Source organism: Bacteroidales bacterium (assembly GCA_018334875.1).
Lineage (GTDB): Bacteria > Bacteroidota > Bacteroidia > Bacteroidales > UBA12077 > JAGXLC01.
The window spans coordinates 1-24722 of record JAGXLC010000016.1; the positions used below are offsets into that span (position 1 = coordinate 1).

Here is a 24722-nt window from a genome sequence, read left to right on the forward strand (position 1 = left end):
ACCTTTTTCTTTGCCATTTCAATCATTCTCGGGCTGAAATCAATGCCTGTCAGTTCCACTTGCTCCGGATAGTATGGTATATTCTTTCCTGTACCTATGCCGACTTCCAGGGTATTGCCATCCGCCTGATTTAGCAATTCTTCCCTCCATTTGGAAAATCCCTTTTCCATCGGATATTCAAGGATATCATATATCCGTGCAACCCTGTTGTATCGTTTTTTTATCGTTTCATGCTTACCGTCCATATCATTATATCATTGTATCATTGAAGCATTCATGCATTTCTTCCTAGTCCACCACTTCATAATTCCGCATCATGCCCATGTCCTCATGCTCAAGATTATGACAGTGATAGACATAAATCCCTGTAAAGTCTTCAAACCTCATAGCAACCTGTACCCGCATTCCCGGTAAAAGCAGGAAGGTATCCTGCCATCCTTCGTCAATAAAACCATATTTTACAGTATCCCATACCGAACGGCTAACTCCTGAATGATCCCTTTCGATGATATTAAACTGCAATCCATGCATGTGCACCGGGTGGGGCATTTGCATCATGTTGCCCATCATGCCCATTCCACGTCCACCTCCACCATTGATGAACTCCCATATTTCAGTAGTATTCAGCCTGACTTTTTCCCAGTCGGCCACTTCCTTCATCCCAAACGTTTCCCCGTTGATCACCCATTGCATGCGTTCAAAGGAGAAGTTGAATTTTCTGGGCCTGTCGGCATTTACTGCCCGTGAAACATCTATGGAACCTGGGTCGGAAAGTCTGGAAGGCAAAGGTTTTTGAGGTCCTCTTCGGGAGGATACGCTAAAGGAATAAATATCAAATTCCCTTCCATTGGGGATCTGGGGGCTTCCACCTCCCATCATACCACCTCCCATACCCATGGAAGTTCCTGGTTCAAAGGCAAGGCTTTTCAGGATGACCTCCTGATCCACGCTGTAAGCCGAAAAATCCTTCCAAATCTCCACACGCTCTCCTGGTGAAAGCATCAGGTAGGGTTTCCGAATGGGTTTCTCCAGCAATCCCCCATCGGTGCCTATGGCTATAACATCGCTTCCATCACTCCAGGCCAGTTTGTATATGCGTGAATTGGAACCGTTGAGAATGCGGAAGCGGTAGGTGGCCTTTTTTATCCTGGTATGCCATTCCGGTCGCCCGTTGACCAGCATCCTGTCTCCCAGGAAGCCCCTCATCCTGGCCATACGGTTGTTCTCAAGATATACCAGCTGGTTGTCCCCATCAAATTTCCGGTCCTGTATGATCAATGGCATGTCATAATCGCCCGAGGGCAAATCCGCATATGCCCCTTCAACGATGAACATGCCTGCCAGCCCGTAATATACCTGAGGCCCTGTGATCTGGTCGGGATGGGGGTGGAACCAGTAGGTTCCCGGACGGTTGTTCACCGTAAACTCATAGATGAACTGTTCGCCTTGGTCTATGGCATACATGGGATGGCCATCCATCCTGGGCGAAATATGCAAACCGTGCCAGTGGATCACGCTCTCGCGCGGCAGCTGGTTTTTAAACCGAACCCTTACTTTTTGACCCGGCTTAACACGAATGATGGGACCAAGATAAGTATCGGCCAGCGGATCGACGGTTCTGTCCCCTCCTTTCAGAATACGGGGCTCATAACTGTATACGCTGGTTTTTTGTCCGTCCAGAAGTTGAACCTCTTTCTGCAGGGCTGTCAGTTCGAGGTCGACGTCTGCCCGGAAGTTATTGTCTACCACATTATTTACCTGTGTTCCATTGGCATCGGTAATGGCATCAAATCCTTTCATGATCAAGGGTACACTCAAGACTCCCAATGAAGAGAACGCGGCCACCCGGATAAATTTGCGTCTTGATATATCCATGTCGTTCCTATGTTAATCGTTTAATGATGTTTATACTATAATTAAACAATCCAACCTTCCTAAAGTTGCACACCATGATGAGGCAGGTTTACATCATTTACAGGACTTCCGGCATCTTGAGCGGATTTTCATTGCTGTGGACAAAACCGGCATTAATAATTTTTAACTTTTCTAAATAACATCCTACCACTGCTTTAGCTTCTATACCCGATATAATGATGACAGCTTTTATCCAAAAAAGAGGCCGGTGGCTTTTCCATGTTCTCAGTACTAACAGAAACCGATTACATCGCCAAATGCCCCTGCTCATCCGTTCTCACTTTATATACTTCATCCACTGGAGAAAGGATGATCATCCCGTCGCCACGGTAGCCGGTGCGGGCATTCCTTCGAATGATATCAACTACCTGATCCATGTGTTCATCAGCAACAAGAATTTCGACTTTGATGATCCGGTCAGGATCGGCAAAAGGATATTTCTCACTGATGTGTTCCTTTTCCTGGTCGGAATACTGCCCTGTTCCTTCGCATTCTACGAACGTCATACAGCAAAATCCTTCCTTTTCAAGAGCAAAATAGACTTCTTCGGTTTTGTTATAGCGTATGTATGCTTTGATTAATTTCATGGCTTATTCATTTTTATTGTTTATTATACTCATAGTTCTTCATGTTGATTTACTCCTTGTTTTCAGAGCAATCAACCAGGTCTTTCAACTGGCAGGATGAACATCCCCTGGCCCTTTTTTTCTGCCAATCTTCCTCGAAAGGGCATTCATGAAGTGTAAATTCAGAATCCTTATTAAAAAGAATATGTACTATATACGGTAGCATAATGAAAGCTACCAGTATAGCCGATAAGATCAGTATCTTGATTATCATCGTTCACAATTAAATGGTTTCAATGGGAGACGAAATTCAACCACCTCATTTACAACAATCTGATTGGTCACATTGCCTGTCAAAAAGGAAAATTTGCTATGGTTTCCTTCTTTCAGGCAAATTGGGCATGATGGCGATTCAATCTATACAAGGCAAATATCCCTGGTTCAGCAACGAAGGAAGCCTAATTTAAACAGAATGTGAACTTACAACAGGTAGGATTGCAAACGGGCCAATACTGTTTGAATCTTAGGAAGCTTGAAAGTAGAAAAGGTATAGGCAGATTCCTCATCCGAAGCATCCATCTGAACCAAAGATACGGATGAAGGTGTGTCTTCAGTAACCTGGGCCACGGAAATTGTATGGGTGATGCCTACAAACGAACTTTTCAATTTGATGGAAGTAATTTGCGCATGGCAATCTTCAGCGGGCATTTCGCAATGATCGGCTGAAACTGCCATAGAACTGATTGAGAAAGAAACCGGTTGACAGGATTGCTTAGATAGGGCAAACCCGGCTGTTGTGCTTATCAACAACAAAGAAAGGATAATATGGGTTGCTTTCCTAAACATAGAATTGATTTTTGTTCTACCAAAGATACGTTTCTTTACAAAGCAGTGCATTACATAATTTTTCAAAATAATTGTATAATTTTTCTTTAAAGCTCCTGAAATAGGACCTTAAGGTAATCTTTTGGTTTTAACGCAAATTTCTTGTATCTGTCATTTATGAAAAACAGACCCTTTACATCATTTTTGCAATTTTTTTCAGGCTTCAAATCAATCAAAATACTGTATATTAGCAATTTACATATCAAAATTCACTTCTGTATCTTGTAAGTTGCAAATACCAGGAAAAGCCAAACCCTTTTAGCAAATCTTTTAATATTTTTACAGACTCTACCTTTAAACTGAATAATATGAAAAAACTTATTATTTTTTGCACAGCTATTTTAATGCTGACGTGTTCTTGTCAGAAATCACCTCAATCAAGTGATGAAGAACGGCAATATCCGCATTACAATCTGAGCCTGAAGATTGATCCGGAGACACAAAGGATAAATGTTGAAGGTGATTTAACAGTTAATATAAAAAAGGACTCCATTGAAAAGCCTTTCTTCTATCTCCAGAGAGATTTAGATATCAACTCATTTACGATAAATGGAGAAAATGTAGCCATTATTGATACCAGTGCCTCTGATAATCGTTTCATGCCTACAGCACGCAAAGTATATCTGGAGAAAAAAACACTTTCCATGAAGCAGCCTGTAAAGATTCATTTTTCTTATGCTGGCAAATCAGATGATCTGCCTGATGTTTACGCCAACAGGATCGGGCCGGACTGGACTGAAATTGGCTTGTATTATCCATGGTTTCCCTACAATCCGGACCATTACAAAATGTTTACTTACAAAGTGGATGTCAAATCAAAAAAGGATTATACAGCTTTTGGCCTGGGTGAAATAACAAAGCAGGAAGATTGGACCACCCTTGAAACCACCATTCCTACAACAGATATAGTAGTTTGCTTATCAAAAGATGTTAAGACATATACTGCTGCAATGGGTCAAAATCAACTAAAAATTTTCCATCATGGTTTCACTGATGGCTTATTACAAGAAATGGCATCTAATATTTCCAGTTCTTATATATATTTTAATAAGTGGTTTGGTCGAAAATCTATGGATATAAGTATAATCGATACCAAACGAGAGAAGGGCGGAGGCTATGCACGAATAGGAGGATTGGTATTAGGAGGAGTTAAAGCAGAAAAGTATTTTTCAAATTTAGAGAGATATTACCGGTATTTTGCCCATGAACTTGCTCATTTGTGGTGGTTTAAAGCAAAAACAACCTCATGGGAGGACTGGCTGAACGAAAGTTTAGCCGAATACAGCGCACTTATGGTTTTAAGAGAAGAATTCGGGCAGGAAACATTTGACAGGAGACTGGAAAATAAAAAACAAAAATCAGAAGGCACGCCACCTATATGGAACTTTGAACGAAACAAGGCAGAGTATAAAATTGCCTATAAGGTCTTATATGAGAAAGGGCCGGTATTATTGTCCGATTTAGAGCAAAAAATAGGGAAAGACAAATTCAGAAAATTTTGTCAAAACCTCATTGAAAAAGATATTCATACTACAGAAGAATTTTTGAAAGAGCTCGAATCACTTGAAGGAGAAAAAACTGCTGTATGGTTTAAAGGATTTTTAAAAACCAGATGATGGGTTTCATTGGAAAGAAGACTCCAATTTTTGCACCTTTGGCATCCTTTGATATTTGTTGCCTGCCGGAGATAATAAACGCATTTATTTTAAAACAAATGCGATGCCATCTGATTAAAGCAAAAAATAGGGAAATAAGCAGAATATATGTTTTTCCCGGAAGATCGGTTCTTTTATTGAAAAAAAAGAACTATCCAAACTGGAAGAACAGGGTCTTATAAAAGCCTTTGAATACAACTTTGAACTGGCCTGGAATGTTATCAAAGATTATTCTGAATACCAGGGAGTAGCAGACATATAGGGAAGCAAGGATGCTTTCACACTGGCTTTCAAAAGAGGATTGATTGAAGATGGTGAAACATGGATGGATATGATCGACAGCCGGATCCAAACCACCCACACCTATAATGAAAATGTGGCCAGGAAAATTGCTCAGGATATCATACAGAGATATTATGGACGTTTTCAGAGGCTGAAGGAAAAGTTGGAGGAACAAGTGAAACAATAAAGAAGTGGTGAATATGCCTTACGGTTTAAAAGAAACGGTAATCAATAAGATCAGACAGACGCTTGCTTCCTTCCCTGAAGCAGAAGAAGCCATTTTATATGGATCCCGGGCCAAAGGCAATTTTTCCAATGGTTCGGATATCGACCTGGCTCTTAAAGGAAACAGTCTTAATCAATCGATACTTCAAAAGATTCGCAGAGAGCTCGATGATCTTTTACTCCCCTACACCATTGACATTGCGATTTACCATTCCATAGAAAATCAAGACTTGACAGACCACATCAAAAGAATGGGCATTGTTTTATATTCATCCGGCAGATAAGCATTTAGAACCCAATTACCGAACCTGTTTGGATAAAAGTTAAAGAGAGGCCCGGGTTGAGGCCTGAACTTCACATTCAACCAGTACTGTGTGCCGCTGATCTTTTCGTCGACCAGCGAATGTTCCTCGATTCCCGGAGAAGCCAGTAACTGTACGCTGATATTTACCACGGGCGAAAAGCTGATCAGGCAATAATGAGTTCACCCAATAAAACAGTTTCCTCAGTGGCTCCACCAATTTGTAATTCCGATGACAACATTCCAGACCATTCCGCCAATAATCAGAAGTATACCGAAGGCACGGCCTACAGCTCCTCCCATACTTTCAAATGGCAAGGCTACTAGTAGAATAAAACCAATGACTATGATGGTCCAGGCGTAAACCGCTTGCACATCAATGATCGTTTTTTTGTGTTCAATCAGGGGAATTCCACTCCTGAGTCTGGCCATAGGCGAGATGGGATAACCACAACAGGGACAGTTCTCGGATTCATCCGAAATTTGGTTCTGGCATTTTGGACAACTTATTAATGACATGACTCAAAGCTTTTATGTATGGACAGTGCAATGGTTAAGTTCCAAAATCTCCTGTTTTCATGCTCACTTTGGGAAAGCAGAATATGAATTACCGGCTGAAAACCAGCTTGTTTATAATTAAAACGAATCCCGGATGCAGTTTCCATATACTGCATCCCCAAAAAATATCGAAAAATTTTCCGTCCACGGTGTATCCAGCTCCGTGCATCATCCCGTGTCCCCTCCTCTGCTGCTTGCTTAACACCCATTCAAAACTAATATTTTCAATATAAATCCTTCAAAAATACTACCCATCGAAGGTAAAACAGGGTATTTACTTCCCATCCGAAAGTGGAAAAGCTCGTATTGTATGGTTCCGGAGATAGCCATGTATTCATTCTGGAAAAGTATCGCAGAGCAATCTAAAGGGATAGTAATTTTTATGAAGATCCTTATATATTTACAACTCATTTAAATTAGATACAACCGATCGGATTGCATCGCAAAATCAAACCGCAACCCTTTAACAGCCAATCAAATGAAGAAAATCTTTCAAAAAGCAGGAGTGCTCTCAAAAATAAATTTCCAGCGGGCATTAGACTATGTCGAAGTAATCGATAATAAATTGCCACACCCGGCCACATTATTTGCCTTGCTGGCTTTTCTGGTAGTTATCATCTCATCCATGTAGCCTTATTCCGTCATGCTGGCCCTGGCATGGATTGCGCTGCTGGTAATCTGGATGTTATTGGGAATACCCCTGGGGCCGGACGGACCCTTACATTTACCATAATGTTGATATCACCACAAATAAGAGGCGGTAAACCAGCAGAAGGTTTACCGCTTTTTTAATGCGCACATATTTTGGATGTTGTATAATTTTTGGGTATCTTAAACGAGAAATCCCTTAACCAATATATTGCTTGCATAACTACTGGCAATAATTGAATAGCAGGCTGATACGGATATACAAAACATCCACCCTTCATAAAATCATACCATGAAAAACAACAATTCGCTTGAAAGAAGAAACTTTTTAAAATTATCCTTAACAGCCGCTGTTGGAGGAGTAGCCGGTAAAGTGTTTGGGAATAACTGGAATGCGAATGCAACCGTCAAGGATCTTATGACCCGGGAAGTCGGAAAATTCCCCCGAAGGAAACTCGGATACAGCCAAAGAGAAGTCTCCATCATCATTGGAGCCGGCGATATGTCCACTCAGCTGGTAGAGGCCGGGGTCGAATGCGGAATGAATTACTGGCACAAGGCCAACCGGTGGATGAGGAACGGGGCACCCGATATCATCACCAAAAACAGGGAAGCCCACTATTGCCAGGTCACAGTGGACCGAGTTGGGGGCAATCATTATTCCGGACATTTTGATGAAGAGGAACATTACCGCTACGTCAAAGAGGCTGTCAAAAAAACGGGGTTGGGATATTTTGATGACATGCAGCTGCACTTTGGTTATCACAATGCAGAGGAAGTAAAAAAGGAAAGAGGGTTTGTCCGGGCTTTTGAGCGGCTGAAAAAAGAGGGACTCGTCAGGCACCTGTGTCTTTCCCAACACAGTTATGAAGGCAGTTCAAGGGTAGCCAACGGCGAGAGTGCCGCAAAGGTGCTTCAGGCGGTGATGGAAGACGGCCTTTACGAACACGCCCAGTTTATGTATTCTTATCCCGGCGACCCTGAGATGGACGGGTTCATGGAAAAGGCCCGGAAAAGGAATTTTGGTACCATCGCCATGAAAACAGCAAGAGGCATCGGACGTATGAGGCAGGATGAAGAATTCATGAACAAACTGCCCCAGGGGGTATCACCGCATCATGCCATGGTACGCTGGCTTACTACAGCGACATTGCTCGATGCCGCGGTGATTCGTGTGAGAAACATGGAGGAATTTACAGAAACCTATTCCGGAGCCGGGAAGAAACTGCGTGATGGAGACTTACAGGCCCTGAAGGAGATGACACAGGAGGCCAACCAAACCGCATGCCGCATGTGTGGCAAATGCCAGGTCCAATGTCCCCGGCAGATACCCATATCCGACATTCTGCGCTTCGAGCGGTATGCCATGGATGATAACGACTGGAATAAGGCACGAAAACTTTACGCCGCCCTTCCTGTGAAAGGCAGCTCATGTATTGGCTGCGAAAGCTGCATGCAAGCCTGCCCGTTGAATATGCGCATTCCCGATAAAATTTCAAGGGCTCACGCCATGCTGGCTTGAATGGCTACTCATTCCTGCAATTTTGTCGTTTTTCTGAGTCCGTTCAGGAAAGCCAGCAATGTGGTTATGAGCACGCCGGTGAAGATGGCGGTATAAGATACGGACAGGTCCAGCAGTATTCCAAAAACCACGGGGCCGATGGCTGTGCTCACGACCATCACGGTGATGAAGAAGCTGCGGACCTGCCCGATGATGTCGGAACCATAAAGCTCAGCCAGCATAGCATCCTTAATGGTGCGGCCCGTTCCATGGCCCAGTCCGATGAGGGTCAATGCCACAGGGTACACCAGCCGATGGTCGAACAGGATCAGGGCAAGCAGGCCAAACAGATAGGGGATCATATTATAAGGAAACAACCGGCGGGCGGTAAATCGATCCACCAGTGAACCGATCCCGGTCATGCCCAGGGCACCGGCAATAGCAAAGGCCGAGAGGGAGCCGGCAACCCACTCGGGGCTCCAGCCTTTGGCTTCACCCAGCTTGAGCTGGAAAAAGAAGATGGCCGTATTGGTAAAGCCAATCATAAAGACCACCGGGGTTATGATCCAGAACCGCCTATCGCGCAAGATATCCCTTATATCAACTTTCCTGGTCTGATTTTGGGCCGCATGGTTCTGCATCCGGTAGGCCCGTAGCCGCGTTTTTGAGCGACCCAAAAGAAACAAAGCCAGTGGGGCCACCACCAGAGCACAGGTAAGGGCCGATACCTGCAGGGCGCCCCGCCACCCTATGACGCCCATCAAAAGGGTGATCAAAATTGGAAGGGAAGCCTCACCGGCAGGATGGCCCAGGCTGGCCGCACCGATAGCTTTGCCCCGGTCGGCTCCGAAATAACGGGCCATGCTCGATACCGAGGTATGGGTCATCAATCCCTGGCCAAAAAGACGCAGGCCATAAAATCCCAAAATCACCAGGATCACATGATAAGAAAAGGAAAGCAGCAACAGGGCAACCATCAATCCTCCAATGACCATCAGGGTATATCGTTTTGTATCGATCGTATCAAAATACCCGCCTATCCAGGGCAGGGTCAGGGCGCTGCCAACGGTAGCTACGGCGTAGATGGTTCCAAACTCTGCATTGCTGACACCTAACAGCTCCTCTATCGACGGCACATAAAGCGATAACAGAAACGTCTGGCCGAAACTGGAGAAAAAGGCCAGTAAAAGCCCAAAAGCCAGTAAGCTTAAATTGTATTTGAGAAAATAATTGATCCGCGGTGTCACTAGAATTTCTCCTGCTCGATTATACGTTGAATTCTTATGGTAACTTTCTGATCGTAAGCAATTGTGGAAAATATCCGGCCACCTACTGGTATTATGAGATAACCATCTATTCCATAAAAAAATCAGCTGGCGAAAGTAGCAAACTATTCAGCAAAAACAAAACCCACGCTCTTTCAATCCACCAGGATGTTACACGAAACACTTCCCCACCATGAAGGCATTTGCCCGAATGAAGCATAAGGAGTTCTAAACAATCTTATTTGTCAGATGTTATTAACCAAATAAAAGACAATCTACTATGAACACATTGATTAAAACCTCCATCGCCATTGCATCCTTTCTGCTGCTACAGGCAGGGATGGCACCGGCCCAGCAAATGACACAGGAAAATGCTGAGCCCGAGAAGATCACCAGCGGCTATCAATTTACCGAAGGACCCGTTTGGCATCCTTCCGGATATTTGCTTTTTAGCGACATCCCCGCCAACACCATCTACAAATGGACACCCGGCTCCGATGCGGAAACATATCTCAGCCCCAGCGGACATTCCAACGGGCTGACATTCGACCACCAGGGCCGCCTGGTTCTGGTCCGGCACGATGGTGCCCTGACGAGATATACTAAAAATAAAGGCATTGAAACCCTTGCAGATTCCTATAACGGCAAAAGACTCAACAGCCCCAACGACCTGACCATCCATTCCGATGGGTCGATCTACTTCACCGATCCCCCATTTGGAGTGTCGGAAGAAGACAAAGAACTGAAAATACACGGCGTATACAGGTATTCTGAAGCGAAAGGCCTGCAACTGTTGAGTGATGATTTTGACCTGCCCAACGGCATTGCCCTCTCCCCCGATGAGACCCAACTGTATGTGAACGACAGCCGCCACAACCACATCCGGGTTTTTGACATCGCCCGGGACGGTAAGATTGAAAACGGGCGGTTGTTCGCTACCATGGAATCAGATGCTCAGGGATCAGCCGATGGCATGAAAGTGGATGGGGACGGAAATGTATATTCTACCGGCCCCGGCGGATTGTGGATTTTCTCGCCGGAGGGAAAACTGCTCCAGCAGGTAAAAACCCCGCGCCTGACCAACCTGGCCTGGGGAGGAAAAGACAAAAAGACCCTTTTTATGACTGCGCCCGAGGCCCTCTACAAATTGGAAATGACGACCCGGGGATATATCCCCTACTGGTAATCGCAAAATACGCTTGTTATGATAAACAAAAGGATCCAATACGCAGGGGCCCTACTCCTTGCGATCTTTGTGATGCTGAACATGGGAAAATCAGTTATGGCCCAGCATGACAAGATGAGCAAGAAAAATACCCCCCTCACCCAACCTGGCAATGATGTGTTCGGAACCATCGCAGAGGTTGTGCAAAAACTGGAAGCCGGGGATTGGGATACATTGGCCTGATGGCAACAGGCGCTCACCACCAGCGGCACCACTGGATGATTGCAACGGGTAAAATGAAGATGGAGTTTAAAAACTGATCACTTTATCGCTGTCAACCACCCAATGGGTAAATCAATTCAAGGCAGCGAGCGGGTACATGAATGATTCTGGATGTTACATCTAACAGCGATTACCACTTTTCAATCAGCAGGTCATCGCTCCCCCCATTAATTCTACCAGATTTCTGGAAATGGTCAGTCCCAATCCTGTACCCTCATACTCCCTATTTGTTTAATCTCACCTTTATTGTCAAAAACAGGACAGGCTTACGACCTGCAAAAGTTGTTTGTTTATCAAAACAAAAAGCCCCTCCTATTGCTGCCTAAAACGGCAAAAAAAAATGCCGGTTGAAAGGAAATCAACCGACATTTGATCTTTAAGCATACGAGTATATTATAAATCACCCGGGCCTTCCAGTTCCACCTTTTCAAACATCAGGTGAAGGAACCCGTGTCCTGCCCCGGCCACTGGTGAAGGATTGCCCTGCATATCCTGCGGAGGTAAAATGATATGTGCTTCTCGCAGATCCGGGGAATGATCCGTCTCATCAGTATCGGTGCTGGTTATTAATTTCAGATCGGATGTTCTGACTCGTGACGATATCATAATATGAATCAACCGGTCTGCAGCCAGCACATTACCCTGTCCGTCCTTCAGATCGGTTTTACCCCACAGGGTAATATACGATTGAAGCTTGGGCATCAGATTGGTGCCAATACCAGTATTCCCGTGCATGGTCTTATCCAGTCCAACGCCGCCAAAAAAGGTGTGATCGCCTGCTCCTTTCGCTTTATGGATCACCTGAATCTCATCAATGGCAAAGGCTTTGCCGTTGGGTCGTTCATACTGAAGGTCCATTTTTAACACACGATCTTTTGAATCCTCTGAATCTTCCTCATTCAGATCGATTACACCCAGAGTATATTCACCAGCTCCTATACCGATGCGGTTGGAAAATGGAGTGGGTGACATATCCGGATTAATAGCTGCAGGACCGGGAAGAATCTCATAAGCCGTTTTCCAGTCACGGTTGGCATCTTTCAATACCACATTTTCAAACATGATGTGCAGAAAACCGTGATTTGTTCCGGGTATAGGAGACGCATTGCCTTCGGTGTCCTTGGGTGGCAGCATAATATGAGTATGAGCCTCACGGATGTTGTAATCGGACTTGTCCTCATCGGTGCTGGTGATCAGGTTGAGCTGATCATCCCTGACATTGGTGGTGGTCATGATATGAATCAAACGATCCCGGGCAATCACCTCACCTGTTTCGGCATCCTTCAGGTCGGCCTTACCCCACAGCGTAATGTAAGACAACAGCTTAGGCATCAGGGGAGTGCCAATACCCGTATTGCCATGCATCACCTTATTCTGGCCAACACCGCCAAAAAAGGTATGATCACCGGCTCCCTGGGGCTTATGAATAATATCAATTTCATCAATCTGATAAACCCTTCCATCGTTGCCGGCAAATTGAATGTCAACATTCCTGACGGCATCTCTCGAGTCAACCCCGTCGGTTTCACTGCGATCCTCAACGGTGAGGGAATAAGATCCACTTGCTTGTTGAGTATTGTTGGAAAACGGGGTTGGATCCATGGAAGGATTGATGGCAGCTGGTCCGGGTAAGATCTCATAAATCATACCTTCTTCACTGCTGGCGCTGGTTTCGAACTCTACCATATCAGAGTAGTCGGCCCAGGAGGCCGCATTATTATCTGAATTCGGATTTGGACCCGGAACTTTTTCTGTGACTTCCTCACTGCAGGAACTAAACAAGGCCACTGCAATGAGCGCACTCGACAATATTTTTAAGGTTCGTCTCATAATAAAAAAAATTAAAGTTTAACAATGACTTTCGATCCCATGGGATATCTTCATATTTGTACAACCATAGTCGAGGCCATTGCGTAAACCTTACACTTCAATAAAAAAATTTAGAAAAAAACTGAATAACAAACAACAAAAGCACCGAATAACAAAGGCCACCTTTACCTTTGACAACGACTACTGCCTGTACTTTGTCAACCCGCGTAAGTTAGGAAGATTCTAAATCACTGACAACATACATGCCTTCATCCAGCAGGCGAAAATCGGCCCGGATGCCCTTGTTGTGCAGGTTACTGGATGGGGAGTTCCGTGGAATTTTTGCCGGCACATTATGAAGTCAGATTATTTTCAGTAATGAATTATTGTATTAAAGATGACTTTTCATTTTCAAATATTCAATATAGTTGAATCGTTTGTGCATGAAAATCATTCAGGATAAAATCATAAACATTAAAATGTCAGTACTTTAGCATCACCTTTAAGATGTTTTGTCAAGGGTTTTCCCATTCCCTTTACCTCAAAACCTAAGGCTTTTAGTTCATCGACCACGTTATAGCTGCTGGCGCAAGCTATGCATGCTTTGAGTACTACCCCGTCCTGTTGCATTTCCTTTACTTTTTCCTGCAGCTTTTGATTTTCAGAGATCAATTTTGCCGAAGGGCCCCAGACGATGAGGGTAACCTCTTCGAACCATTGATTTTTACTGGCAGCATGGGTATACATGAAAGCGACCCGTTCGGCTACATAGGGATCTCCGCTTGTCCAAAGAACTACAAGCTTATCGGAAGATTCCGGGTGAGGGTTATCTTGCGCTATAGATTTTAGATTTACAAGCATTAAGACGCTTAGGATCGCGAATAATAGAATTTTACTTTTCATAATGGACATGTTTTTAAATATTGTTAGCATTTGAGGGGATCTTTGCATAAGGGTTCTTCCCAACTATACTGTCCGTTGAGTGAAATTGTCATGGTTAAAAACAGAATAAATAAAAGATATTGATGCAGGTTCCAAATTTTAGCCATTTGTATTTTAGTTTTTCAGTTCATTCAGCACTGCCAGTAAAAGTCCTGCGCTTATCCGGGTTGAATAGTCGGGGTTGATGTATTCAAACAATATGGTACCCGAAGTATCAACAACGAAAACAGCAGGCACAGGAAGGAATCCTTCGTTTTTTCCGTTGGATCTGTCTTCTAACATCTCCTGATATCTTTCCGGGGGTTGAAAGGCCAATCCCATTGCCTTTGAAAAATCCCCGTTGGCATCGGAATACAAGCTGTAATTCAGCCGGTGTTTTTCGTCTGTAGCTTGAAGATTTTCAGGTGAATCCGGGCTGACAGCAATCAACTGATATCCCAGGCTAAGAATTTCCGATTCGGCCTCCTGTATTTCGGCAAGATGGGCGTTGCAATATGGGCACCATCCTCCGCGGTAAACCAAAAGGACCGTTGGTTTTTTTTCTATGATGCCGGATATTTGATGCTTTTCCCCGTTTGGCGCTTTTAATAGACCCTCCGGGATTTTCTCTCCATACAGGAGGGGCGAGATGTCTTCGGCCTTTTCAGGTAACTGAGCAACCGTTTGCATTTGGACCATTGAGGTTAGTAATGCGATAAGCAATAGTAGTTTTGTCATGACGGTATAATTTTAAATTTTGACACAATCTCCGGGTTAATTACTAAGCAATCGCTTAGTATCTGGTAAAAAAATTATTTTATATTCATAAAAGCTAGACGGATGATATCATTGATCTGTTTTTCAGATAATACTTTGGCGCCTACTGACAAGCCTTGCATGATGCCCAACAGGTAATTCGAATATTGGTCCGGGTCTGTCTCAGAAGAGATTTCACCGGCTTCAACAGAATTTATCAATACCTTTTTCATCATCTTCTTAATAAAGTTGAAATAATTCTGAAGCTCAGCGGCCACTTCCGGGTCCTTATTTCCAAATTCTGCAGTGGAATTTACCACGAGACAACCTCTGGTGGTTTCACCATTTCTTACTTGCCGGGAAAAATTTTCGAAGAAATGCTCCAGGTCATCAAGCCTTGCGTTGGGCTTTAACAGTGGATGAAATCTGTTGGTTTTGACATATTCCCGGTACTTCTTCAATGCTTGAACAAACAACTTCTTTTTGTTAGTAAAGGCAGAATAAATGGAGAACTGGTTAATGCCCATCTCCTTTTCAAGCAGTCTTACCGATGTAGCCTCATAACCATGGCTCCAAAAAACCTGCATGGCCTTTTCCAGTACTTCTTCGTCGCTATATGCTTTTTTGCGTGGCATTCAATACATTTATTACAAAATAAGCGGTCGCTTAGAAATAAACAAAAGTATCAGGTCTTTTGTTTGGAAGGGCAACGCACCGAACCGTAGGAACAATATACACAACAGTCGCCGGGTTTAGGCCTTAAAACCGAGTGACAATTTTCGCACTCGTAAAAAAACTGGCAGGCCTCTTCGGGCATGGTTTCTTCTTTTTTGTGCCCGCACTCAGGGCATCTGATGATTGAGTTGAGCTGGATTTTCATCATTCGCTCCCCGTTTGATTTATTCCGTATGAAATCGGATTTTATACACAATAAAACAGGTCATATTGTTTGACCCGTCTAAAAACTGATCACTTTATCACTGTCAACCACCCAATGGGTAAACGCTGCCAGAGTACTGATCTCTGTCCCTTCTATGAGCGTTATGTTTTTTAGTCCTCGTGCATCGGCACAGGTACCGCATAACTTCACTTCAGCGCCTTTTTTGATTGCCCCTTTCAAAAACCGCTCGATGTTATAATATCCCTCAGGTGTTTTTTGGCCGGGTATGGCGCAAAAAACGGCATCTGCCATTAGGAATATCCGAACTTCCGTGTCTTTGTGTTCCTTACCAAGCTGACTGGCAAGACGCAATGCGTTGTAAGCCTTTTCTGTTCCGTAAGGTGCGTCGTTGATAACAATTAATATCTTCATAACATATTTAATTTCAGGTGATTATTTTGTTGTTTGCAATGGCTATATGTAACTTATCCCGCTGGGGCGGGAACGTATCAGGTTTTTAACTATATAATTGTAATGCCTCCCTCATCATTTTCCATATTCAAACAACTTCCAATTATCATGACAAATAAAAACATTATTCAATACATCTAAAAAAAATGTCTATTCCGTTCAATTGGTAAAGTATAAACCAAAACCTCGTCAGATTGTTAAAAAATTAAATGCCTATATTATGTTCAGAAAATTCATATATACCGATCCCTCCCGTTCTACCTTCATCATCCGCCTGATGACAGGGGCTGTTTTCCTGTCCGAAGGGATACAGAAATTCCTTTACCCGGCTATGCGGGGCGCCGGCCGTTTTGATGGCATGGGATTTCCTGCTCCCGATTTTTTTGGTTCTTTTGTAGGGGTGTTTGAAATCCTCTGCGGGATGCTTTTACTTGCCGGACTCTTTACCAGAGGGGCAGCCATGGCCATGCTGGTTAATATGACAGTGGCCATTGTGGTGACCAAAATACCCATAGCATTTGGAGAAACCTTTGGACCCTTTGTTTTGCGTGATCTGAATACTTACGGGTTCTGGAGCATGGCTCATGAGATGCGGACGGATTTTGCCATGTGGCTGGGAAGCTTGTTTCTGCTGATCAAGGGAGCAGGAAGGTATTCCATCGACAGGCTCATCATATAATCCATTTCTTGTGGATGTTTTTCAGGCTGATGGAAAACAAGGCAAATCCAAAGGCAGCGATAATCAGGAAATCCAGCCAGAGCGGGAGGATATGCTGTCCGTGTATGGCCCCGTGCAGGATATCCACCCCATAGGTCAGGGGCAGGGCAAATGAGAGCGGCTGCAGGATTACCGGCAGGGAAAGCACCGGAAAAAACAGGCCGCAGAGAAAGATCATGGGAAACCGGAAGAAATTGGAAAAGGTCTGGGCCTCGAAAACCTCGCTCACCGACACGGCAATGAAAAGTCCCAAAAAGGTGGAGACAATGGCGATTAGCACAACAGCCGGCACCACCGCGCCCCAGGATACCTGCGAGAGATCGGTAAGAAAGGCCGCCGGGATAACCGGCACAAAAGCATTGACGATCCCAAACAGGATGGCTCCGCCCGTCTTCGAGAGCATCAACAGCTCCAGGGAGATGGGCGCCAGCAGCAGCCGCTCAAAGGAGCGGTTTTTCTTTTCAAAGGTCACGGTCACCGCCAGCATGGAGGTGGTACCAAACAAAATGGAGATGGCCATCACCCCGGGAAGCACTTCAATGACATTCTCCAGCCCGGTGCCCGAGCGGATGAAAAACATCAGCGTCCAGGCCAGGGGGAAGATCAGCCCCCAGCTGATGTTGGGCGGCTTGAGGTAATAGCCCTTCATATCCTTCAAAACAATGTTTTGGAAGGCGATCCACCGTTTCATGGCTGACCTCCGTTTTTTTCCGTTCGCATGGCATCGCTTTCAATGCCGGTCAGATCTACAAAAACATCTTCCAGCGACGGTTTGATCTGGCGGGCTTCTGTGACTTCCGCCCCTTGTTCTTCGATGAACCGGACCACCGGACCAATGCCGATGGTTTGAGCGGAGTCGACCCGCAACTGTTGGCTGGAAACCGGACGGAAAGTATATTCAGGGAAAGCCTTGGCCAGGTTACCGGTCAGACCGGAAATATTTTGATCCGCCTTAATGAGCAGCCCTTTGCGCTGCTGTATCGGTTGCAGCAACGTGGAGACGCTCTCATTGCGCACAATACGTCCGTTGACAATAAAGGCAATGCGTTCGCACAAGCGTTCGGCTTCTTCGATGTAATGGGTCGTCAGAAAGATGGTGGTGCCGCCCCGGTACATCTCGCTGATAAGCTGCCTGATCTGTCGGGCGCTGGCCACATCGATGCCTGTGGTGGGCTCGTCCAAAAACAGGATCTCCGGCCGGTGGATGATGCCTGCGGCAATGGTCAGCTTGCGTTTCATGCCCTTGGAATACCCGCTGAACTTCCGGTGGGCAGCCTCCTGCAACCGGAACTGACGCAGCAGATGATCTGCACGCCTGCCTCGTTCCTCTTTCTCAATGCCATACAAGGAGGCGCAAAAACACAGGTTGTCATAACCCGTGAGCTCGGGATACAGGTTGCTCTCATCCGGCACCACCCCGATCAGGTGTTGGGCCGCCTTGGGATCGGCCGAACAATCCAGGCCGGCAATGCGGATGGTACCCGCGTCCGGTCGGGCCAAGCCGGTGAGCATATTGATGGTGGTGGTTTTGCCTGCCCCATTGGGCCCCAAGAAACCAAAAACCTCGCCGCGTCTTACATCAAAGGATATGCCGCTGACGGCTTCTACCTCCTCGAATTTTTTGGCCAGGCGGGATACCTCGATGAGTTTCTCCGGTTCAAGCGGACCGTGTTTCATAAATGGACCTAAATGAGTTTATGCAAAACTACTAAAAATATATTTTTGCCAACCGCAAAAAATATCTGTAATAAAACGGAGGTTGCGGTGTCATAAACAACTAGAACCGTACATCACCAAATTGAATGATTATGCGTAGATATCTATTGTTTGCTTTCATTGGAATGATCCTTAGTTCCGGAGTTTTAGGTCAGCAAGGTTCAAAAGGCCGGGGGGCCATGTCATCGCGGCAGGGAAAGATGGAAGGCCGGGTCTTGGCAGAAGGCGACGGACCGATGGAGTATGCCAACGTAGCATTATATAAGAGCGCCGATTCCTCCCTGGTAACAGGAACAGTCACCAACGCGGAAGGCAAATTTGTACTGAAGGAAATACCCTTTGGCCAGTACTACCTGGAAGCAAACTTCATAGGCTTCAAAAAGAAAAGGGTCGACGACATTCATATTAACGGGAGAAATCCGGATCAGGATCTGGGCAGGCTTTTCCTCGAGCAAACATCCCAAAACATCGAAGGGGTGGAAGTAACCGCCAACCGCCCCCAGGTCAACTACCAGGTCGACAAAAAAGTGATCCAGGTTGCCGGAGATTATACGGCCGAGGGAGGTTCGGCCGTCCGGGTGCTGGAGAATGTGCCGTCCATTCAGGTGGATATTGAGGGCAACGTGGAGCTTCGCGGCAGCTCCAATTTCCGGGTGCTGATCGACGGCAAACCCACCGTTTTGGATGGAAGTGAAGCGCTTCAGCAGATCCCCGCGGGAATGATAGAGAACATTGAGATCATCACCAACCCTTCGGCCAAATACGATCCGGAAGGCACCACCGGCATCATCAACGTGATCATGAAAGAAGGCAGAGGGGCCGGCCTCAACGGTATGGTCAGGGCATCCGCATCGACCAGTGGCTCGATGGAGGGAGGAATCAACATGAACTATCGTTTGAACGAGCGGCTTAACCTGACTACCAGCATCAATTACCGCGACTTCCAATTCGATATGAACGGCCTGGATGAAAGACTGACCTTTCGCGGAGATACAGCCTCGGGCATCGATCAGCACATGGAAAACACCATGAACAGAAAATCCTATTCTTTTGAAACCGGCCTGGAATATTCCCTTTCGAAAAACAGCTCCCTCTCCCTCTCCGGTGGCCTGGGGTCATACGGCTTCGGACGAGACGGAACAGTATGGACGGAACGGTACACCAACCCGGTTTCAACTACCGAATATGAAAAAACCGTATCTGAATTCGATTTGGAGAGTAATTATTACGACATCAACCTGGATTACCAGAACCGTTTTGACAGCAAGGAGCACAAGCTGAACGCCTCCCTGTATTATTCCGGCTCGGATAATAAAGACCTGAACACAAGCAAAGATTTTCGAACCGACAGCGCGTGGGATCAGGTTCTGGCAAGACCTGACGGGCTGAGAACCTATGAATCGGGCAATGAACACCAGCTGCGGGCCAAAATTGACTATACCCGCCCCACTCCCATCGGTAAGCTGGAAGCCGGTTACCAGGGAAGATACCGCATACAAAATTACCACTATAAGCTTCAGAACCAGCAAGACGATCAATGGATCAGCGATGAAGACCATATTACCGATGCCGACTTTTCAAGGCTGATCCAGGCCCTGTATGCCACCTGGTCTGGCAAACTGCTGGGCATAGACTATCAGCTCGGTTTAAGGGGAGAGTATACCGATCGCCTGCTCAACCAGCAGACCCTCGATGAAGACTACCGGATACACCGTTTCGACGTGTTCCCTACCCTGCATCTTACCAAGCGGTTCTCACAAAAAGACCAGCTTTTCGCCAGTTACAGCAAAAGGATCAACCGGCCAGGCAGCTGGTATCTCGATCCGTTCAGAAGGTACCGCGACCAGTATAATGCCCGTACGGGCAACCCCGGCTTAAAACCCGAATATACCGGTTCCTGGGAGCTGGGGTACAAGAAGATCTTCGGTAAGTCATCGGCCACCCTGGAAGCATACCACAGAAACACCGCCAATGGCATCACACGAATCCAGCAGCCCACAGAAGGCGACCTGATGATCCATACCATGGAAAACATTCAACAGGAACAGGCCACAGGCCTGGATCTTTCTTTTAACACCAGCCTCTACAAATGGTGGAACATCAATCTTACCGGCAGTTACTACAGGTATTCCATCAGCGGCGATGTAGTGGAAGAGGGTGTTCAGCAAAAAGGCAACCAATGGAATGCCAGGTACAACAGCACTTTTAAGCTTCCCACCGGAACCCGGATCCAGTTATCGGGAAGGTACAGAGGCCCCTCCATCACCCCGCAGGGAGAAAGAGAAGGCTTTTTCATGGCCAATGCCGCGGTCCGGCAGACCATTATCAAGGACAAGCTCTCGTTTACGGTCAACGGTATGGATCTTTTCCAGGGAAGGAGAAGGGAGATGACCATCACCGGTAACACATTCGAGAATTATATCCTGCGCCGGAGGGAATCGCCGGTGATCAGCTTCAACATCAGCTATACCATCAACAACTATAAAAACGGCCGGCAAAAAGGCAAAGGGAAAGATCAGGAATACGAAGGAATAGAGATGTTCTGATAAACCGGGAGGGCTTTCCGGCCAGGAGGAAATGAGTTACCGGCCCTTTGTAACAATGGGCTTGTATACATTGATGGATTGTTTGCCCCCCTCATGCTTGAATAATTATCCGTTTTTAAATATATTGTACCCTGTAAATGGATTGAACAGTTTGTTGCGTTCATGAAGTGTCGGTGATTTCATTGTTCGCATCATCTCATTGACAGAACAGCCTGCCAGTGAGAATCGATCCATTTGGGTTGAAAGAAAAATTTCTCGCTGATGGAGTGATCAATAGAATAGATTATGTCAACAAAGAGTGTACAATTCAATAGAGAAGAAAAAATCGACTTCATGGTCGAATTAAGGAAGCGAGTGGATGAATATTTCCAGCAAAACGAACTTTCCAAACATGCAGACGCCAACATGGTAGCGAAGTCCATCGTTATGGTGGCATTATACCTCGGGCCTTATTTGCTGATGGTTACCGGAGCGGTATCCTCCACCCCCCTCATTCTCATGTGCTGGGTGGTGATGGGCATTGGCATGGCCGGGGTGGGTGTAGACATCATGCACGATGCCAACCATGGCAGTTATGCTAAGAGTAAATCCACGAATCATTGGCTGAGTAAATCGCTGTATATTTTGGGGGGACTTCCTGAGGCATGGCAAATTCAGCACAATACCATTCACCATGCTTATACAAATATCGACGATTATGATGCTGATATTGACCCGGCGCCAATGTTACGTTTTTCTCCTCACAAACCTGTCCGCAAAATTCACAAATACCAACATCTTTATGCATGGTTCCTGTACGGACTTATGACTATTCTGTGGATCACCACCAAGGATTTTCAGCAATTGTTCCGTTACAGCAAAGAGGGATATCTTGCCCAGGAAGACAAATCTTTCAACCAGCTAATGACGAAACTGGTGATTACGAAAATCATGTACTATGTCGTTTTTATTGTTATTCCCCTGATTGTTCTACCCATCCCCTGGTGGATGACCCTTCTGTTCTTTTTTATAATGCATTTCATAGCGGGGGTTTTGCTCAGCATCATTTTCCAAACAGGCCATATATTACCTGATTCAGCATATCCCCTCCCCGATGAAAATGGCAACCTGGAGAATAACTGGCTTGTGCATCAGTTACAAGTGACCTCAGATTATGCTCCCAACAACAGACTGTTAACATGGTTTCTGGGCGGATTGAACTACCATGCCATACATCATCTGTTCCCCAACATCTGTCATGTGCATTACAAAAAAATTTCCTTCATTGTAAAGGAAATCACGGATAAACACGGGGTAACCTACCGTGTACAACCTACCTTCAGCAAAGCAATAGGCAACCATGCAAAAATGCTTAAACTACTGGGAAAAGGACAATATGCTTCGCATTAGGAGGGTTATTACTCCATGCGGTTGATACTTCCCGTTTGTTTGCAAGCCCTTTTCATTTCCTTCATGCCCTGAACCCGCTCCAATACTGAACAATAAACACACGAAGCAACAGAAACACTGCTCCACAGGCCTTTCGAGCAATTTACAAACAAGGTTTTTTCTGCAAATCAGGTAGTTTATCTCGTGGACTACTTCTGTTTTTATATGATGCCTCTCCAGCATGCACACTCTATTTTGTCAATTTTTTGTGTAATGCCTTCAGTATGTGATTATGGCCTGGGTCTTCACGGTTCATGTGGATCAATAGCAAACGAGGATCTTTTTCACTTGCACTCCGCGGACTGTTGCATCCATCAGAAGTCGTATTTAAGTTTGAAATAAACCATATCGTTTTGATTAAACCTGCCGAACCGGCCTTCTGTGCCGGCAAACAGGTTTGCGCCTGTAATCAGATTCACACCGCTTGCCACCTCATAGGTGGCTTTTGGCCGGATGAGTGCGTCATTGTTTTTAAAGCCATAGTACATAAAAAATTCAAGTACCAGCTTGTCGCGAAAGAAATCCTCCTGTACCAGGAAAGTCATGGTATTCTCGAATTCCTCCTGCTCCATGGATTCATCATGGTCAAAAACCGCTTCCTGTATAAATTGGGTGGAGAAATTGACGCCCCCGATCAAAAAGTCGAGCCCCACCAGGTAATGGGCATAATCTTTTTTCACGATCCCGTCCGGGTTGGTGAAATCATTAACAGTAAAGCGTTTATCATGATAATAGGCACCTTCACCCCTCAGGACCACACCGCTGATCTCGGTACTGAAACTTCCTCCGCCTAATGTCAATCGGTGATGTTCAGGATAGATCACTACCGAATCCAGCATCTGGGCCTGCGGGTTCATGAATCGCTCCATATGCATGGCCGGATCGTCGTCCCACGTATAACCGCCCATCAGTTCCAGATCAAAGTCGGAGGAAAGCAGCGAATATTTGACAAACAGCTCGCTGTTCTCTATGCTCGGCGAAATATTTTTTTCCGATTTGTCCATCCGGGCAAATTCCGGGAACCTGTCCGGGAACCAGATAGATTCACGATCGGGGTAATGGGTAGGAACAAATTCAGGTACCCATACCAATTCAAAGGTGTTGTTGCCCATATAATAATCCAGTTTAAGGGAAGTGATGCCCATACGTATCTCCTCAAATTCAGGCAGCAGAAATTCTCTGAGGTCTTTCGGGGACACCACGTCGGTTATAAACACCCCGTCTGCTTTACCCCAGATAATCTGTTGCTTTCCCAGACGGATGTCCATTCTCTCGAAAAAGAGGTCGATGTAGGCCTCTCTAACTCCATAATCCAACTCTTGATTGGTGTAATGATACACATAGGGATTCACTCTGAATCCCATATCCATTCCGGTCTTTTCCAGCTCCAGGTTAAAAGTGTTCTGAATGATGGAGAACTCCCCTCCCTTTTCAAGCAGAGAGCCGGTATAATTTCGAACATATCCACGCAGTTGGGTATCCTGAGCGAAGGTTATACTTGCCAGCATAAATAATATACCCGTGCTGAACAATATTTTTTTCAGTGCAGTCATAAGCTTTATTTTTAAGTTTTAAAGAAATCCAATGCCGAGCCCTTCCGGAGGTTCTTCTCCGGAAGGATTTCAGCAACTTGTTTTTATATTCCTCTCGACATCATGCGTTCAGTAAAGTATGAATCGGATATTCCGGTGTTGATCTCTAAATCCTCGAATTTCATGATCGTTTTATGATCTTTCTGATCGTTTTCCATCTCCGTATGCAGGATGGTCCAGAAGCCCCGGACCTGATCGTACTCTTTCACCATCAGCGTCTTCAGGAAATCTCCGTCGTCATCATAAAACTCCTTTTTCAGACCGATCCACTTGTCTTTGATCACCCAGGTCACGGTTTTGGAATACATATAACCGGATTCCTTCGGCGTGCTTTCCACTACGTAGCATTCTTCACCGTTCAATGTCTCCGTCCTGAGCAATTTGTGCTTATCCTCATCGGGATGGCGTTCACCCAGGTCATCATAGGTAAAATCGGAGCCCATGAAATAGTCGTCTTTGTTGTTGCTGGATATTCGTTTCACCTTTTTAAGCGCCGGCAAATAAATCCACTGATCATCATCCTTTGTGGGATCATCATAGCTCCAGTTCATGAACGAGGTATTGCGTACATCTGCCGGGGATAAGAAAAACATGATCTTTTTTTCTTCTTCTCCATAATCTTTGTAAAACTGTTTCAA

29 protein-coding genes are annotated in these 24722 nt (G+C 45.4%); 13 read left to right on the plus strand and 16 right to left on the minus strand.

Annotated elements, in window-relative coordinates:
* The 4 genes from KGY70_02700 to KGY70_02715 form a co-directional block, all read right to left on the minus strand.
* Positions 1-245 (minus strand): methyltransferase domain-containing protein (locus KGY70_02700; GenBank protein MBS3774074.1); only part of this gene is annotated, 245 nt, incomplete at its 3' end.
* Between the two features lie 43 nt (positions 246-288).
* Positions 289-1875 (minus strand): multicopper oxidase family protein, encoded by a 1587-nt coding sequence (locus KGY70_02705; protein ID MBS3774075.1) that lies wholly within the window; start codon positions 1873-1875, stop codon positions 289-291.
* Positions 1876-2159: 284 nt separating this feature from the next.
* The gene (locus KGY70_02710; protein MBS3774076.1) at positions 2160-2501 is read right to left on the minus strand and encodes a P-II family nitrogen regulator; all 342 of its coding nucleotides are present in this window, start codon (positions 2499-2501) and stop codon (positions 2160-2162) included.
* A 459-nt stretch (positions 2502-2960) separates the two neighbouring features.
* Positions 2961-3326: a hypothetical protein gene (locus tag KGY70_02715; protein MBS3774077.1), complete on the minus strand. Its 366-nt coding sequence runs from the start codon at positions 3324-3326 to the stop codon at positions 2961-2963.
* A gap of 347 nt (positions 3327-3673) precedes the next feature.
* Between KGY70_02715 and KGY70_02720 the strand changes: the two genes are divergently transcribed.
* The 4 genes from KGY70_02720 to KGY70_02735 all read left to right on the plus strand — a co-directional run bounded on the left by KGY70_02720 (position 3674) and on the right by KGY70_02735 (position 5811).
* Positions 3674-4981, plus strand: coding sequence for a hypothetical protein (locus KGY70_02720; protein MBS3774078.1), 1308 nt, complete (start codon positions 3674-3676; stop codon positions 4979-4981).
* Between the two features lie 145 nt (positions 4982-5126).
* The gene (locus KGY70_02725; GenBank protein ID MBS3774079.1) at positions 5127-5282 is read left to right on the plus strand and encodes a nucleotidyltransferase substrate binding protein; all 156 of its coding nucleotides are present in this window, start codon (positions 5127-5129) and stop codon (positions 5280-5282) included.
* Positions 5283-5321: 39 nt separating this feature from the next.
* Complete coding sequence (locus tag KGY70_02730) at positions 5322-5489, plus strand: nucleotidyltransferase substrate binding protein (protein ID MBS3774080.1); 168 nt, start codon at positions 5322-5324, stop codon at positions 5487-5489.
* A 13-nt stretch (positions 5490-5502) separates the two neighbouring features.
* Positions 5503-5811 (plus strand): nucleotidyltransferase domain-containing protein, encoded by a 309-nt coding sequence (locus tag KGY70_02735; protein MBS3774081.1) that lies wholly within the window; start codon positions 5503-5505, stop codon positions 5809-5811.
* A 221-nt stretch (positions 5812-6032) separates the two neighbouring features.
* Here KGY70_02735 and KGY70_02740 read toward each other — a convergent pair whose 3' ends face one another.
* Positions 6033-6347, minus strand: coding sequence for a hypothetical protein (locus KGY70_02740; GenBank protein MBS3774082.1), 315 nt, complete (start codon positions 6345-6347; stop codon positions 6033-6035).
* Positions 6348-6864: 517 nt separating this feature from the next.
* Here KGY70_02740 and KGY70_02745 point away from each other — a divergent pair.
* The 3 genes from KGY70_02745 (at position 6865) to KGY70_02755 (ending at position 8556) form a co-directional block, all read left to right on the plus strand.
* The gene (locus tag KGY70_02745) at positions 6865-7017 is read left to right on the plus strand and encodes an AbgT family transporter (GenBank protein ID MBS3774083.1); all 153 of its coding nucleotides are present in this window, start codon (positions 6865-6867) and stop codon (positions 7015-7017) included.
* A gap of 12 nt (positions 7018-7029) precedes the next feature.
* Entirely contained in the window at positions 7030-7119 is a 90-nt protein-coding gene (locus KGY70_02750; GenBank protein ID MBS3774084.1) for an AbgT family transporter, read from the plus strand.
* Between the two features lie 207 nt (positions 7120-7326).
* Entirely contained in the window at positions 7327-8556 is a 1230-nt protein-coding gene (locus tag KGY70_02755) for a hypothetical protein (protein ID MBS3774085.1), read from the plus strand.
* Positions 8557-8564: 8 nt separating this feature from the next.
* Here KGY70_02755 and KGY70_02760 read toward each other — a convergent pair whose 3' ends face one another.
* Positions 8565-9782 (minus strand): MFS transporter, encoded by a 1218-nt coding sequence (locus KGY70_02760; protein MBS3774086.1) that lies wholly within the window; start codon positions 9780-9782, stop codon positions 8565-8567.
* Between KGY70_02760 and KGY70_02765 the strand changes: the two genes are divergently transcribed.
* From KGY70_02765 to KGY70_02775, 3 genes are all read left to right on the plus strand, one after another.
* The gene (locus KGY70_02765; protein MBS3774087.1) at positions 9776-9997 is read left to right on the plus strand and encodes a hypothetical protein; all 222 of its coding nucleotides are present in this window, start codon (positions 9776-9778) and stop codon (positions 9995-9997) included. The two genes, KGY70_02760 and KGY70_02765, sit on opposite strands and share 7 nt — an antisense overlap.
* A gap of 83 nt (positions 9998-10080) precedes the next feature.
* A complete protein-coding gene (locus KGY70_02770; protein MBS3774088.1) occupies positions 10081-10986 on the plus strand; it encodes an SMP-30/gluconolactonase/LRE family protein in 906 nt (301 codons plus the stop codon).
* 18 nt (positions 10987-11004) lie between these two features.
* Positions 11005-11208 (plus strand): hypothetical protein, encoded by a 204-nt coding sequence (locus KGY70_02775; protein MBS3774089.1) that lies wholly within the window; start codon positions 11005-11007, stop codon positions 11206-11208.
* Between the two features lie 432 nt (positions 11209-11640).
* Here KGY70_02775 and KGY70_02780 read toward each other — a convergent pair whose 3' ends face one another.
* From KGY70_02780 to KGY70_02805, 6 genes are all read right to left on the minus strand, one after another.
* Entirely contained in the window at positions 11641-13077 is a 1437-nt protein-coding gene (locus tag KGY70_02780; GenBank protein MBS3774090.1) for a hypothetical protein, read from the minus strand.
* A 453-nt stretch (positions 13078-13530) separates the two neighbouring features.
* Positions 13531-13917 (minus strand): DsrE family protein, encoded by a 387-nt coding sequence (locus KGY70_02785; protein ID MBS3774091.1) that lies wholly within the window; start codon positions 13915-13917, stop codon positions 13531-13533.
* Between the two features lie 195 nt (positions 13918-14112).
* A complete protein-coding gene (locus tag KGY70_02790) occupies positions 14113-14715 on the minus strand; it encodes an AhpC/TSA family protein (protein ID MBS3774092.1) in 603 nt (200 codons plus the stop codon).
* Positions 14716-14789: 74 nt separating this feature from the next.
* Positions 14790-15368, minus strand: a complete 579-nt coding sequence (locus KGY70_02795; GenBank protein MBS3774093.1) for a TetR/AcrR family transcriptional regulator — start codon at positions 15366-15368, stop codon at positions 14790-14792.
* 50 nt (positions 15369-15418) lie between these two features.
* On the minus strand, positions 15419-15613 hold the full coding sequence (locus tag KGY70_02800; GenBank protein ID MBS3774094.1) for a hypothetical protein: 195 nt from the start codon (positions 15611-15613) through the stop codon (positions 15419-15421).
* A gap of 78 nt (positions 15614-15691) precedes the next feature.
* Complete coding sequence (locus KGY70_02805) at positions 15692-16045, minus strand: DsrE family protein (GenBank protein ID MBS3774095.1); 354 nt, start codon at positions 16043-16045, stop codon at positions 15692-15694.
* Between the two features lie 259 nt (positions 16046-16304).
* Here KGY70_02805 and KGY70_02810 point away from each other — a divergent pair, with 259 nt between their 5' ends.
* On the plus strand, positions 16305-16763 hold the full coding sequence (locus KGY70_02810) for a DoxX family protein (GenBank protein MBS3774096.1): 459 nt from the start codon (positions 16305-16307) through the stop codon (positions 16761-16763).
* Here the strand turns inward: KGY70_02810 and KGY70_02815 are convergent.
* Entirely contained in the window at positions 16756-17493 is a 738-nt protein-coding gene (locus KGY70_02815; protein ID MBS3774097.1) for an ABC transporter permease, read from the minus strand. The two genes, KGY70_02810 and KGY70_02815, sit on opposite strands and share 8 nt — an antisense overlap.
* On the minus strand, positions 17490-18479 hold the full coding sequence (locus tag KGY70_02820; GenBank protein ID MBS3774098.1) for an ABC transporter ATP-binding protein: 990 nt from the start codon (positions 18477-18479) through the stop codon (positions 17490-17492). Before KGY70_02820 ends, KGY70_02815 begins: the two co-directional genes overlap by 4 nt.
* A gap of 131 nt (positions 18480-18610) precedes the next feature.
* Here KGY70_02820 and KGY70_02825 point away from each other — a divergent pair, with 131 nt between their 5' ends.
* Together KGY70_02825 and KGY70_02830 are read left to right on the plus strand one after the other, a co-directional pair.
* Entirely contained in the window at positions 18611-21064 is a 2454-nt protein-coding gene (locus tag KGY70_02825; protein ID MBS3774099.1) for a TonB-dependent receptor, read from the plus strand.
* A 285-nt stretch (positions 21065-21349) separates the two neighbouring features.
* Complete coding sequence (locus KGY70_02830) at positions 21350-22453, plus strand: acyl-CoA desaturase (protein ID MBS3774100.1); 1104 nt, start codon at positions 21350-21352, stop codon at positions 22451-22453.
* 353 nt (positions 22454-22806) lie between these two features.
* Here the strand turns inward: KGY70_02830 and KGY70_02835 are convergent, their stop codons facing one another.
* Both KGY70_02835 and KGY70_02840 read right to left on the minus strand, forming a co-directional pair.
* Complete coding sequence (locus tag KGY70_02835; GenBank protein MBS3774101.1) at positions 22807-24045, minus strand: hypothetical protein; 1239 nt, start codon at positions 24043-24045, stop codon at positions 22807-22809.
* An 83-nt stretch (positions 24046-24128) separates the two neighbouring features.
* On the minus strand, positions 24129-24722 hold a 594-nt coding region (locus tag KGY70_02840), incomplete at its 5' end, for an outer membrane lipoprotein-sorting protein (protein ID MBS3774102.1).